The sequence below is a fragment of the Pseudomonas sp. AIG genome (assembly GCF_977020205.1).
In genome coordinates this window covers 142,351-154,200 of record NZ_CDROCK010000008.1, presented here as the reverse complement: position 1 = coordinate 154,200, position 11,850 = coordinate 142,351, and the positions used below count along the sequence as shown (strand labels likewise).

Genomic DNA, 11,850 nt, shown 5'->3' with positions numbered 1-11,850 from the left:
TTTTGATTTCTTGCGGCCAAAGGTCAAGCAAAGAGTCTTAACTGATCGGCATTAGGCGGAGCGGCTGCTTAATCCACATGTACCCGCGGATCGGCTCAAAGGCCTGGGTAACGCATACAAAATAAAGCTGCGAAGCGCCGGGTATCGCATGGTGTATCGCGTCAAGGATGAAGTATTGATTGTCACGGTGATAGCCGTTGGCAAGCGAGCGCGAGGCGAAATCTATACAGAGGCTGCCAAGCGCTGAAATAGATTTCCAAAGGACGTCCGTTGCCTGACACGCTGGATTTATCCTCTGGCACCGAACAGGGATCTCCACCACGCCACGATTCGCTCTAGAGTGTTTATCGATTTTCTAGTATCCAGACTCATTAGCGTCAGACTGCCAAATTGTGCGGCGGCGACGCCGATTGCTCCGTCTGTGTGGAGTCTGACCGTGGCTCCGGTCGTGCCAACTGGCGCGAGGATCCAGTCGGTTCGCACTTGCCAGTTTGGATCGTCTGTCAGCGCCAACTCAAGTTCGTCGCCAGCAGGATGTAGCGTCAATATCACGCGAGCCGTGGAGCCGGATTCAGTCTTCATTCTGGCGGACAGCGCATATTCTTCGGCTTCAGATTGGAAAATGACGTCCTGACTGATGTATCCGGGTGAAGTGATCTTGCAGTCATCCTCGTTGAATTTCACGTGCTCTGGATGGCTCACGGACCAGTCTTTTTCGCCTTCGTAGAACTCGCCATTCCTGATCAAATTCGTCATGTCCTATCTCTCCCTGATACTTTTTGGTTAACGCTGCTTCGGAACCTTCAGCCTGTTCAGTACTGACTCCGCAGACGCGCACGTGCAACGGTGCGCAAAGTACGAAGGGTCTGCCGCAGCCAGGGCAGATCATGCGTTTGTTTGCGGACGGCAACGGGCGCTTTGGTCTTGCCAATATGCTCGGAGAAATCCCGTGCGAGGGTTTCTTCAGAGCTGATGCCCTTGAGTTTTTTCACCAGTCTGCCGTTCTTGTAAAACAGCACAGTGGGCGTGCCGGTGACCAGCGGGTGGCGCGGGGACTCGCTGTTATTGAGCATGTAGATATTGGCGCGATGCCGGTATGGCTCGGCCGTCTGGCGAAAGATCGGCCCGGCCCATTCGCAGGCGGGGCAGTGTTCGTTGGCGAAATACAGAATCACCGGGCGCCAGGTTTTCAGCGTTTTTCGATAGGTGGCAGGCAAGGCTGCGAAAGGGGTTGTCGAGTGCATTGGAAACTCCCTTTTCGGAATGCAGTGGTTCACGAAAAAAGCGAGCCGTCACGAGATGAAAGCTCGCTTTCAAGAGTATTGGCTCAGAGCAACTTGGCTAGCGTTAAATCGCTGAAATAAGAGCCAAGTTCATCAAACGTACCGTCATTGCACTCTACCTTCACCGTGAATTTGAGTGTCGCGAGAGGGGCGTCGAACTCTTGGAACTTGATCGTCCAGCCTTGGTTACCTCCGACGTCAAGTTGAACCGGGTTGCCTGTCGGATGGGGTTGCACAGTGATGCGGCCCGCATAGCCATGCAGTGTTTTCATTCTTGCCGAGATCATGAATTTCCCGCCGCCCTCGCTACCCAGGAGAACGTCCTGACTAATGGAGTCAGGAGGCGCGATTATGCAGTGACCATTTACGTAACTGACGTTATTCGGGGTTGTTGCTGTCCAGTGATCGCCTTGATTGGCAAAATCACCATTTTTAATCAGATTGGCCATTTCAAAAGTCCTTATTGAGATTTTAAGTTCGGTTCCTGACCCGTTCGGTCCGGACCAGTAGGCCTATCAATTCACCGGTCAACAACTGTCAACTCTGACAGGTCGAGCGGTAAATCCGATGAGCGGTCACTTGCGATCAAGCCATTTTCCAAGTCCGATTCAATGCTTTATCTGTGCATGAATCGGTCGCGCACACGCCCTTAAATGTGACGTTACTTCCCAATCCGTTGCCTTCAGTAGCGAAGGTCAAACTTCTACTGGCAATAGTCGCGCGCAGATCCGCGGGCTAACTTGTTGAACCGATTAATGTTTCCGAAGACCTGGGTTTTATTGCCAAAGCTATGGCACACTTTCTGCTGTCTATTCCGTAGTAACAAACCGTGTTCCGGTATAGCGGAATAAACACCATTCTGGAGTGCTTGCCATGCATCGCCGTCCTTCGTTGTTCAAAGCATGTGTTTTTGTTTTTGCGGCTTCGTCCGCTGTCATGGGCCTGGCCCAGGCAGCCGATAGCAAGCTCGACAGTGTTCTGGCCCGTGGCAAATTGATTGTCGGCACTGGCAGCACCAATGCGCCGTGGCACTTTCAGGGCGCGGACGGCAAGTTGCAGGGCTTTGATATCGACATCGCCAGAATCGTCGCCAAAGGTCTGTTCAACGACCCGAGCAAAGTCGAGTTCGTCGTACAGTCGTCCGATGCGCGGATTCCCAATCTGCTCACCGACAAAGTCGACATGAGCTGCCAGTTCATCACCGTCACCGCCAGCCGTGCGCAGCAAGTGGCGTTCACGCTGCCGTACTACCGCGAAGGCGTCGGCCTGCTGTTGCCGAACAACAGCAAGTACAAGGAAATCGAAGACCTGCAAGCCGCCGGCGACAGCGTCACCGTGGCCGTGCTGCAAAACGTCTACGCCGAAGAATTGGTGCATCAGGCCTTGCCGAAGGCCAAGGTCGATCAATACGACAGCGTCGATTTGATGTATCAGGCGGTGAACTCCGGTCGTGCCGATGCCGCCGCCACCGACCAGTCCTCGGTCAAATACCTGATGGTGCAGAACCCTGGCCGCTATCGCAGCCCTAGCTATGCGTGGAGCCCGCAGACCTACGCCTGTGCGGTTAAACGCGGCGATCAGGATTGGCTGAACTTCGTCAACACGGCTTTGCATGAAGCCATGACCGGCGTGGAATTCCCGACCTACGCCGCCTCGTTCAAACAATGGTTCGGTGTAGATCTGCCTTCCCCAGCCATCGGTTTCCCAGTCGAATTCAAATGATCCCGTGAGAGTGGGGCGATGCACGTCGCCCCGCTCAAGGTACTGCTGACCATGAACTATCAGTTGAATTTTGCCGCCGTGTGGCGCGATTTCGACACCTTGTTGGCGGGGCTCGGTCTGGGTCTCGAGCTGGCACTGGTGTCGATCGCCATCGGCTGTGTGATCGGCCTGCTGATGGCGTTTGCCTTGCTCTCCAAGCATCGCGCCTTGCGGGTGCTGGCTTCGGTGTACGTCACGGTGGTGCGTAACACGCCGATTCTGGTGTTAATTCTGTTGATCTACTTTGCGCTGCCGAGTTTGGGGATTCGGCTGGACAAGATCCCGTCGTTCATCATCACCCTGTCGCTGTATGCCGGTGCGTACCTGACTGAAGTGTTCCGTGGCGGGTTGTTGAGCATCCCCAAAGGGCAGCGCGAAGCCGGGCTGGCGATCGGGCTCGGCGAGTGGCAGGTCAAGGCCTACGTCACCGTGCCGGTGATGCTGCGCAACGTCTTGCCGGCGTTGTCGAACAACTTCATTTCGCTGTTCAAGGACACCTCCCTGGCCGCTGCGATTGCAGTGCCGGAGCTGACCTATTACGCGCGCAAGATCAACGTCGAAAGCTACCGGGTGATTGAAACCTGGCTGGTGACCACGGCGTTGTATGTCGCGGCCTGTTACCTCATTGCCATGCTGCTGCGCTACCTCGAGCAGAGTCTGGCAATCCGCCGATAGGAGGCTGCGATGTACGAATCTCCCAGTTGGTTACATGAATTGTGGGTCGCGCGCGAGCCGCTGTGGCAGGGCTTTTTGACCAGTGTGCAAGTGTCGGCGCTGGCGATTCTGCTCGGCACGATGCTCGGCGTGGTTGCCGGTCTGGTGCTGACGTACGGCAAGTTCTGGATGCGCGCGCCGTTCCGCTTCTACGTCGATCTGATTCGCGGCACGCCGGTGTTTGTGCTGGTGCTGGCCTGCTTCTATATGGCGCCGGCACTCGGCTGGCAGATCAGCGCGTTTCAGGCCGGGGCCTTGGGGCTGACGCTGTTTTGCGGCTCCCACGTTGCCGAGATTGTTCGCGGCGCGCTGCAAGCACTGCCGCGCGGGCAGATGGAAGCGAGCCAGGCCATCGGTCTGACGTTCTACCAATCCCTTGGCTACGTGCTGTTGCCTCAGGCGCTGCGGCAGATCCTGCCGACCTGGGTCAACTCGTCCACCGAAATCGTCAAGGCTTCGACCTTGCTCTCGGTGATCGGCGTTGCCGAATTGCTCCTCAGCACCCAACAGATCATCGCCCGGAACTTCATGACCCTGCAGTTCTACCTGTTCGCCGGTTTTCTGTTCTTCGTCATCAACTACGGCATCGAATTACTCGGCCGGCACATTGAAAAGCGGGTGGCCTTGCCATGACTCAAGCTCAAGTTTCCCCACAGCCTCAGGCGTTGCTGGACATTCGCGGCCTGCACAAACAGTACGGCGCGGTCGAAGTGCTCAAAGGTGTCGACCTGAGCATGCAGCGCGGCAACGTGGTCACGCTGATCGGCTCCAGCGGTTCGGGCAAGACCACGCTGCTGCGTTGCGTGAACATGCTCGAAGAGTTCCAGGGCGGGCAGATCCTGCTCGACGGTGAATCCATCGGTTACGACGAGGTCAACGGCAAGCGTGTGCGCCATGCGGAAAAAGTCATCGCCCGGCATCGTGCGATGACGGGTATGGCGTTCCAGCAATTCAATCTGTTCCCGCACCTGAGCGCATTGCAGAACGTCACCCTGGGCCTGCTCAAGGTGAAGAAAATGCACAAGGACGAAGCCGTGGCGCTCGCCGAGAAATGGCTGGAGCGCGTTGGCCTGCTGGAGCGGCGCAATCACTTTCCCGGTCAGTTGTCCGGCGGTCAGCAGCAGCGCGTGGCGATTGCCCGGGCGATTGCGATGAACCCGAGTCTGATGCTGTTCGATGAGGTCACCTCGGCCCTCGATCCGGAGCTGGTCGGCGAAGTGCTCAACGTGATCAAGGGCCTGGCCGAAGACGGCATGACCATGTTGCTGGTGACCCACGAGATGCGTTTCGCCTTCGAGGTTTCGGACAAAATCGTTTTCATGAATCAGGGACGGATCGAAGAGCAGGGGCCTCCCAAGGATCTGTTCGAACGCCCGCAATCGCCGCGTCTGGCTGAGTTTCTGAAAAGCACGCGGTTTTAATTTTTCGTTTTGTAATCAGGAGAAACACCCATGAGCATTACGCGTTACGGCACCGGCAGCACCGCCGCTGGCGGCCAGCCACGGCCATTCGCTCGCGCTGTTGAAGCGGATGGCTGGCTGCATGTGTCCGGCCAGGTACCGGCAGTGGATGGCGAGATCATTGTCGGCGGCATCGTCGAACAGACCCACCAGACCATGAAGAACCTGATCGCGATTCTCGAAGAAGCCGGGTATGGCCTGGAAGACGTGGTGCGTGTCGGCGTGTGGCTGGATGATCCGCGGGATTTCAGCAGTTTCAACAAGGTCTTCGGCGAGTACTTCACGCCTGAGCACGCACCGGCGCGGGCCTGTGTGCAGGCGAGCATGATGGTTGACTGCAAGGTCGAGATCGACTGCATCGCGTACAAGAAAAAGGCTTGAACTACACATGATCGTTCCCACGCTCTGCGTGGGAATGCCTCACGGAACGCTCCGCGTTCCAAGGGACGCAGAGCGTCCCGGGCTGCGTTCCCACGCGGAGCATGGGAACGATCATTAGCGGTAAACTCCCGGCGACTTTGAATGGGAACCACTGAAATGACCGAAGACACCATCAAGCGCCGGGCCCGCGGTCTGGACCGGGCGTTCGATATCCTCGATTTCCTCAAGGAAATCGGTCAGCCGTTGCGGCCGAACGACATCGCCAACGGCATCGGCAGCCCGAAATCCACTGTCTACGAACTGGTCGCCTCGTTGCTCGAACGACGGATTCTGGAACCGGTGGGCAAGGACGGTCATGTCTATCTGGGCCGGCAGTTGTATTTCCTCGGTCAGGCGCATCTACGTCACTTCGACCTCAGCCGCGAGGCCGATCACGCCTTGCAGGAGATCGTCAGCCAGACCCATGAAACCGCGCAGATGTGCCTGCTCAACGGGCGCAAATACACGGTGGCATTGATGAAGGAGGGCGAGCGGCATTTCCGCATTTCCTCCGACATCGGCGAAAACGCGCCAATCCCGTGGACGGCTTCCGGACGTCTGCTGCTCGCGCACTTGAGCGACCAGCAGATCATCGACCTGATCGACGAAGACGACTACATCCTGCCCGACGGCGAGCGTTTGCCACTGGAGCGTTTTCTCGCGGAAATCCGTCAGGCCGGCATCGATGGATTTTTCTCCTTCGACAGCGTCGCCGACACCTTTACCCATTGCTTCGCCGCGCCGGTCAAAGACCGCAATGGCATCGCGATTTGCACCCTGTGCATCGTCGCCCCACGGGCCGATGCGAAGAACAATTACAACGACTATCGCCGGGTGCTGATCGAGAGCGCCAACAGCCTCGCCCGGCGGATCAACGAATAACCGCGGCCGCCTGCGGCCGCGAAAAAAGTGAGGAGTTCGACCATGACGACTGCCATCAATACTGCTGGGGAAAAAGGCGACGCCGCCATCGGCGCGCAGCTGGTACGCGACGTCAGCCTGCCGGCGCTGGTGCTGCACCGCCAGGCACTGGAGCACAACATCCGCTGGATGCAGAAGTTTGTCAGCGACAGCGGTGCGGAACTCGCGCCCCACGGCAAGACCAGCATGACGCCAGCACTGTTCAAGCGACAGCTCGACGCCGGCGCGTGGGGCATTACCCTCGCCAGCGCCACCCAGACCCGCGCCGCTTACGCCCACGGTGTGCGCCGCGTGCTGATGGCCAACCAATTGGTCGGCACACCGAACATGGCCCTGATTGCCGATCTGCTGGCCGATCCGTCGTTCGATTTCTATTGCATGGTCGATCATCCGGATAACGTCGCCGATCTCGGCGCCTACTTCGCCTCGCGCGGCGTGAAGCTGAACGTGATGATCGAATACGGCGTGGTCGGCGGACGTTGTGGTTGCCGCAGCGAGCAGGACGTGATCGAACTGGCCAAGGCGATCAACGCGCAACCGGCGCTGGCCCTGACTGGCATCGAAGGTTACGAAGGGGTGATTCACGGCGATCACGCGGTCAGCGGCATTCGTGAATTTGCCGCGTCGTTGGTGCGTCTGGCGGTGCAGCTGCAGGACAGCGGCGCGTTGGCCATCGCCAAGCCGATCATCACTGCCTCGGGTTCGGCGTGGTACGACCTGATCGCCGAATCGTTCGAAGCTCAGAACGCCGCCGGGCGTTTTCTCAGCGTGTTGCGCCCGGGCAGTTACGTGGCCCATGACCATGGCATCTACAAAGAGGCGCAGTGCTGCGTGCTCGACCGCCGCAGTGATCTGCACGAAGGTTTGCGTCCGGCGCTGGAAGTCTGGGCACACGTGCAGTCGCTGCCAGAGCCGGGTTTTGCGGTGATCGCGCTGGGCAAGCGTGATGTCGCGTTCGATGCCGGTTTGCCGGTGCCGTTGCTACGCTACAAGGCAGGCGTGGTGCCGGCAGTGGGCGAAGACGTTGGCGCGTGCAAGGTCACGGCGGTGATGGACCAGCACGCGTTCATGACCGTGGCGCCGGGCGTGGAGCTGCGTGTGGGTGACATCATTTCTTTTGGTACGTCGCACCCGTGCCTGACGTTCGACAAGTGGCGTGTGGGGTTGTTGGTGGATGAAGAGTTGTCGGTGATCGAGAGCATGGAGACCTGTTTCTAAAGCTTGAGATCGAGTTGCGGCCTTCGCGAGCAGGCTCGCTCCCACAGGGGAATGCATTCCAAGTGTGGGAGCGAGCTTGCTCGCGAAGGCGCCAGTCCAGACACCCGCGCATCAACAGAGACAGCACAAGATGAACACCCTCAGCCCCCTGGGCCCGAACACCCCGCGCATCGCCCTGATCGGCGAATGCATGATCGAACTGCAGCAACGCGCCGACGGCAGCCTGCAACAAAGCTTCGGCGGCGACACCCTCAACACTGCGGTGTATCTGTCCCGCGCGATGGGCGAGAAGGCCCAGGTCGATTACGTCACCGCACTGGGCGACGACAGCTTCAGCGATGCCATGTGCCAGATCTGGTCCGATGAAGGCATTGGTCTCGATCTGGTGCAACGTCTACCGGGTCGCCTGCCGGGACTTTACTGCATCCAGACCGACGCCAACGGCGAGCGGCGTTTCCTCTACTGGCGTAACGAAGCGGCGGTTCGCGACTGTTTCACCACGCCGGCTGCCGAACCGATTCTGGCCGCGTTGCCGGATTACGATGTGCTGTATTTCAGCGGCATTACTCTGGCGGTGCTCGGTGCGCTGGGCCGGGAAAAACTGATCCAGACCCTCATCGAGGCGCGGCAGCGTGATGCGCGCATCGTCTTCGACAACAATTACCGGCCACGCCTGTGGGCCACTGTCGAAGACGCGCGGGCGGCGTATCGCAGCGTATTGCCCTACGTTGATCTGGCGTTATTGACGGTGGATGACGAGCAGGCGCTGTTTGGTTTTGCCGATTGCGCGGCGGTGTTTGCCGCTTATGCGCAGTTCGGCACGCCGGAAGTGGTGCTCAAGCGTGGCGGCGAAGCCTGTTTGATTCGCTGTGATGACGAGTCATTCGAGGTGCCGGCGCAGAAGGTCGAAAAAGTGGTGGACACCACGGCGGCGGGGGATTCGTTCAGTGCGGCGTATCTGGCCAGTCGATTGCTGGGAGGGAGTCCGGCCGAGGCTGCGCAGGCCGGACACCTGCTGGCCAGCAAGGTGATTCAAGTACCGGGTGCATTGATTCCGAAACAGGCTTGAATGGCCGCTTGCTGCGCAATCGATCGCGAGCAGGCTCACTCCTACAATTGAAATGCGTTCCCCTGTAGGAGTGAGCCTGCTCGCGATAGGGTCTTAAAGCCAACCACTCAATCCCGATAAAACACCTGCACCAGGTGATAACCGAACTTGCTCTTGATCGGCCCATGCACCGTGCGCAGCGGTTTCTTGAAAATCACCGCATCAATCGCCCCGACCATCTGCCCCGGCCGCACTTCACCCAGATCGCCGCCGCGCTTGCCGGACGGGCAGGTCGAAAATTTCTTCGCCAGCACATCAAACGCTTCACCCTTGGCGATGCGTTGTTTGAGCTGTTCGGCCTCTTCGGCGGTTTTCACCAGAATGTGGCGGGCTTGGGCTTTCATCGTGCGGTACCTGATAACGGGGTGACGGCGGGGCGCGGATTATGCCTCAAGTCACGGAGTTTGGCTGATCATCGTGCGGATCTTGCTGGCCAGCAGCTCAATGGCAAACGGTTTGGCGACCATGTCCATGCCATCCTCGAGAAACCCCTGACGCTCGGCGGCTTTCTGCGCATAACCGGTCATGAACAGCACCTTGAGGCCCGGCCGATGCTGGCGGGCGATTTCCGCCAGTTGCCGGCCATTCATGCCGGGCAGGCCGACATCGGTGACCAGCAGGTCCACCCGCAGATCCGATTCCAGCAGGGGCAGGGCGGTCTTCGCATCCTCGGCTTCGTAGGCTTGATAACCCAACTCCCGGAGCAGGTCGAGCACCAGCATGCGCACCGCCGGGTCATCTTCGACCACCACCACGGTTTCACCGGTTGCCGTTGTCGGCGCCTGTGCAGGAGGCACGATGGCCGGCCGTTCCGGTTCGACGCCGTACAAGCGCGGCAAGTACAACCGCACGCAAGTGCCCTGGCCTGGCAGGCTGTCGAGGCTGACGTGGCCACCGGACTGCTGGGCAAACCCGTAAATCATCGACAGCCCCAGCCCGGTCCCCTGGCCGATGGGCTTGGTGGTGAAGAACGGATCGAATGCCTTGGACCGCACCGATGGCGTCATGCCGGTGCCGTTGTCGCTGACTGCCAGCATCAGGTAATCGCCGGCCTTGACCGGTTCCAGCGTGGTGATGTCACTGCCGTCGAGATAGACGTTGGCGGTCTCGATCAACAACTCGCCGCCATCAGGCATCGCGTCGCGGGCATTGATGACCAGATTGAGCAGGGCGTTTTCCAATTGGCTGACGTCGGTGCTGACCGGCCACACATTTTCCGCCAGACGCAGGGTGAGTTCGATCGGATCGCCCTTGGTGCGGCGGATCAGATCCTCCAGCGAATGCACCAGTTCATTGACGTTGAGGGTTTTGCGATCCAGCGACTGACGCCGTGAAAACGCCAGCAAACGGTGGGTCAGCGCCGCTGCACGGTTGGCCGATGACACCGCCGCTTCGGTAAAACGACCAATCTCGTCAGCCCGGCCATTGGCGATGTAGCGCTGCATCAAATCGAGGCTGCCGATGATGCCGGTGAGCATGTTGTTGAAGTCGTGGGCGATGCCGCCAGTCAGTTGACCGACGGCCTCCATCTTCTGCGCGTGGCGCAAGGCATCTTCGGCGCGCTCGCGTTCGAACATCTCGTTCTGCAAACGCTGGTTGGCCTGGGCCAATTGTTCGGTGCGGGCGCCGACCCGTTCTTCAAGGGTTTCGTTGAGATTGCGCAAGGCCTCTTCGGTTTTCTTGCGCTCGGTCTCGTCGATGACAAAGATATAGAAACCGTTGACGGCGCCGTCCGCACCGTAACGTGGCAGGTAATTCATCAGCGCGTGGCGACTGCTGCCATCGCGGTGCGGGGTGTAGAGGCTGAATGAGCACGGTCTGCCGGCCAGCGCCTCGGCAATGTAAGGCAGGCGCAGGAAATACGCTTCTTCACCGATGACTTCGCGAATCGTGCGCCCGTAGAGTTCCTGTGGCGTGAGGCCGTACCAGTCCAGATAGGCCGCGTTGTTCAGGCGAAAGCGTTCTTCACGGTCGACGTAACTGATCAGGATCGGCATGGCGTTGATGATCAGTTGCAGTTCGGTCTGGCTCTGGCGCAACGCCTGTTCGGTGTGTTTACGCTCGGTCAGGTCCAGCGCCGCACCGAGAAATCGCACGGGCCGGCCGTGATGATCCTTGTAGCAGCGCCCGCGAGCGAACACCCAGCGCACCTCGCCATCGGCCTGCAGCAAACGATATTCCTCAGCGTATTCGGTGCCGTAGGTGATGCAGTGTTTGATGCTGCGCGCGACCATCGCGCGGTCTTCCGGGTGTACGCCCTGCAAGTAATCGCTGATTGGCAACTGGCCGGCGAGGCCGGGATCGACGCCATGTAACTGAGCGAAATGGGCATCGGCGATAAAGCGATCTTCGCCGATGTCCCAATCCCAGGTGCCGACGGCATCGGTCGCGGCGAGGGCCAGTTGCAGACGTTCCTCGGTTTCCCGTTGGGCCTTGAGGCTTTCTTCGGAGCGTCGCTGCAGTTCCAGGGCGATGCGCCGGCGTTCGTTGGTTTCGATGGCGGTGACCAGGATGCCGGCCACTTGCGCGGTTTCATCGCGGATCGGGCTATAGGTCAGATCCAGCCAGAAGTCGGACTCTTTACCGTCACGTTGCAGAGTGAAGCGTCTTTCGCTGTAGGTGCGCACCTGGCCTTGTAGGACTGCTCTGTAAATGGGGTCGGTAAACTCTTGAAGTTCTGGCCAGATCTGATGCGCAGGCTGTCCGAAAGCGTGCGGATGCTTGTGCCCGGCGAGCAGGGCGAACCCGTTGTTGTAGATCTGCGTGAGTTGCGGGCCCCACAACAACAGCATCGGCATGGGCGAGTGAATCACGATGTCCACCGCCGTGCGCAGGCTCTGCGGCCAGTTGCCAGCAGCACCCAGCGGGCCGCGACTCCAGTCGGTGCGGGCAATCAGTGCCTGCGCGTCGTCGGTGTTCGGTACAGCATTCATTGCATCAGTCCTGAGCGTGGTTCGGTGAGGCG

The 11,850-nt window shown here is 59.3% G+C and carries 13 protein-coding genes and 1 pseudogene; 9 read left to right on the top strand and 5 right to left on the bottom strand.

Annotated features, from left to right (window positions below; all coding sequences use genetic code 11):
- Positions 1–58 precede the first annotated feature (58 nt).
- A pseudogene (locus ACWR1S_RS07870) lies at positions 59–247 on the top strand (type II toxin-antitoxin system RelE family toxin); the annotation flags it as partial.
- A gap of 41 nt (positions 248–288) precedes the next feature.
- Here the strand turns inward: ACWR1S_RS07870 and ACWR1S_RS07865 are convergent.
- The 3 genes from ACWR1S_RS07865 to ACWR1S_RS07855 all read right to left on the bottom strand — a co-directional run bounded on the left by ACWR1S_RS07865 (position 289) and on the right by ACWR1S_RS07855 (position 1,732).
- Positions 289–756 carry a hypothetical protein gene (locus ACWR1S_RS07865; RefSeq protein WP_454563067.1) on the bottom strand — a complete coding sequence of 156 codons (468 nt, stop codon included), beginning with the start codon at positions 754–756 and terminating at the stop codon, positions 289–291.
- 56 nt (positions 757–812) lie between these two features.
- Positions 813–1,244, bottom strand: a complete 432-nt coding sequence (locus ACWR1S_RS07860) for a thioredoxin family protein (RefSeq protein WP_454563066.1) — start codon at positions 1,242–1,244, stop codon at positions 813–815.
- An 83-nt stretch (positions 1,245–1,327) separates the two neighbouring features.
- The gene (locus tag ACWR1S_RS07855; protein ID WP_454563065.1) at positions 1,328–1,732 is read right to left on the bottom strand and encodes a hypothetical protein; all 405 of its coding nucleotides are present in this window, start codon (positions 1,730–1,732) and stop codon (positions 1,328–1,330) included.
- Between the two features lie 424 nt (positions 1,733–2,156).
- Here ACWR1S_RS07855 and ACWR1S_RS07850 point away from each other — a divergent pair, with 424 nt between their 5' ends.
- From ACWR1S_RS07850 to ACWR1S_RS07815, 8 genes are all read left to right on the top strand, one after another.
- On the top strand, positions 2,157–3,005 hold the full coding sequence (locus tag ACWR1S_RS07850; RefSeq protein WP_454563064.1) for a transporter substrate-binding domain-containing protein: 849 nt from the start codon (positions 2,157–2,159) through the stop codon (positions 3,003–3,005).
- 51 nt (positions 3,006–3,056) lie between these two features.
- Positions 3,057–3,719 carry an amino acid ABC transporter permease gene (locus tag ACWR1S_RS07845; protein ID WP_454563072.1) on the top strand — a complete coding sequence of 221 codons (663 nt, stop codon included), beginning with the start codon at positions 3,057–3,059 and terminating at the stop codon, positions 3,717–3,719.
- A 9-nt stretch (positions 3,720–3,728) separates the two neighbouring features.
- A complete protein-coding gene (locus ACWR1S_RS07840; protein WP_454563063.1) occupies positions 3,729–4,391 on the top strand; it encodes an amino acid ABC transporter permease in 663 nt (220 codons plus the stop codon).
- A complete protein-coding gene (locus ACWR1S_RS07835) occupies positions 4,388–5,179 on the top strand; it encodes an amino acid ABC transporter ATP-binding protein (protein ID WP_454563062.1) in 792 nt (263 codons plus the stop codon). Before ACWR1S_RS07840 ends, ACWR1S_RS07835 begins: the two co-directional genes overlap by 4 nt.
- A gap of 30 nt (positions 5,180–5,209) precedes the next feature.
- Positions 5,210–5,599, top strand: coding sequence for a RidA family protein (locus ACWR1S_RS07830; RefSeq protein WP_454563061.1), 390 nt, complete (start codon positions 5,210–5,212; stop codon positions 5,597–5,599).
- A gap of 156 nt (positions 5,600–5,755) precedes the next feature.
- Positions 5,756–6,520 (top strand): IclR family transcriptional regulator, encoded by a 765-nt coding sequence (locus ACWR1S_RS07825; RefSeq protein ID WP_016984339.1) that lies wholly within the window; start codon positions 5,756–5,758, stop codon positions 6,518–6,520.
- 42 nt (positions 6,521–6,562) lie between these two features.
- On the top strand, positions 6,563–7,777 hold the full coding sequence (locus ACWR1S_RS07820; RefSeq protein WP_454563060.1) for an amino acid deaminase: 1,215 nt from the start codon (positions 6,563–6,565) through the stop codon (positions 7,775–7,777).
- Between the two features lie 130 nt (positions 7,778–7,907).
- Entirely contained in the window at positions 7,908–8,846 is a 939-nt protein-coding gene (locus ACWR1S_RS07815; protein WP_454563059.1) for a sugar kinase, read from the top strand.
- A gap of 107 nt (positions 8,847–8,953) precedes the next feature.
- On the opposite strand, the gene ACWR1S_RS07810 is transcribed toward ACWR1S_RS07815, so the two are convergent.
- The gene (locus tag ACWR1S_RS07810) at positions 8,954–9,229 is read right to left on the bottom strand and encodes a peptidylprolyl isomerase (protein ID WP_007912322.1); all 276 of its coding nucleotides are present in this window, start codon (positions 9,227–9,229) and stop codon (positions 8,954–8,956) included.
- A gap of 51 nt (positions 9,230–9,280) precedes the next feature.
- Complete coding sequence (locus tag ACWR1S_RS07805; RefSeq protein WP_454563058.1) at positions 9,281–11,818, bottom strand: PAS domain S-box protein; 2,538 nt, start codon at positions 11,816–11,818, stop codon at positions 9,281–9,283.
- Positions 11,819–11,850 lie beyond the last annotated feature (32 nt).

Coding starts and splice junctions, on each gene's coding strand:
- ACWR1S_RS07805 (WP_454563058.1), bottom strand. CDS start 11,818: ATGAATGCTGTACCGAACACCGACGACGCGCAGGCACTGATTGCCCGC.
- ACWR1S_RS07835 (WP_454563062.1), top strand. CDS start 4,388: ATGACTCAAGCTCAAGTTTCCCCACAGCCTCAGGCGTTGCTGGACATT.
- ACWR1S_RS07825 (WP_016984339.1), top strand. CDS start 5,756: ATGACCGAAGACACCATCAAGCGCCGGGCCCGCGGTCTGGACCGGGCG.
- ACWR1S_RS07860 (WP_454563066.1), bottom strand. CDS start 1,244: ATGCACTCGACAACCCCTTTCGCAGCCTTGCCTGCCACCTATCGAAAA.
- ACWR1S_RS07830 (WP_454563061.1), top strand. CDS start 5,210: ATGAGCATTACGCGTTACGGCACCGGCAGCACCGCCGCTGGCGGCCAG.
- ACWR1S_RS07865 (WP_454563067.1), bottom strand. CDS start 756: ATGACGAATTTGATCAGGAATGGCGAGTTCTACGAAGGCGAAAAAGAC.
- ACWR1S_RS07810 (WP_007912322.1), bottom strand. CDS start 9,229: ATGAAAGCCCAAGCCCGCCACATTCTGGTGAAAACCGCCGAAGAGGCC.
- ACWR1S_RS07845 (WP_454563072.1), top strand. CDS start 3,057: ATGAACTATCAGTTGAATTTTGCCGCCGTGTGGCGCGATTTCGACACC.
- ACWR1S_RS07850 (WP_454563064.1), top strand. CDS start 2,157: ATGCATCGCCGTCCTTCGTTGTTCAAAGCATGTGTTTTTGTTTTTGCG.
- ACWR1S_RS07855 (WP_454563065.1), bottom strand. CDS start 1,732: ATGGCCAATCTGATTAAAAATGGTGATTTTGCCAATCAAGGCGATCAC.
- ACWR1S_RS07815 (WP_454563059.1), top strand. CDS start 7,908: ATGAACACCCTCAGCCCCCTGGGCCCGAACACCCCGCGCATCGCCCTG.
- ACWR1S_RS07820 (WP_454563060.1), top strand. CDS start 6,563: ATGACGACTGCCATCAATACTGCTGGGGAAAAAGGCGACGCCGCCATC.
- ACWR1S_RS07840 (WP_454563063.1), top strand. CDS start 3,729: ATGTACGAATCTCCCAGTTGGTTACATGAATTGTGGGTCGCGCGCGAG.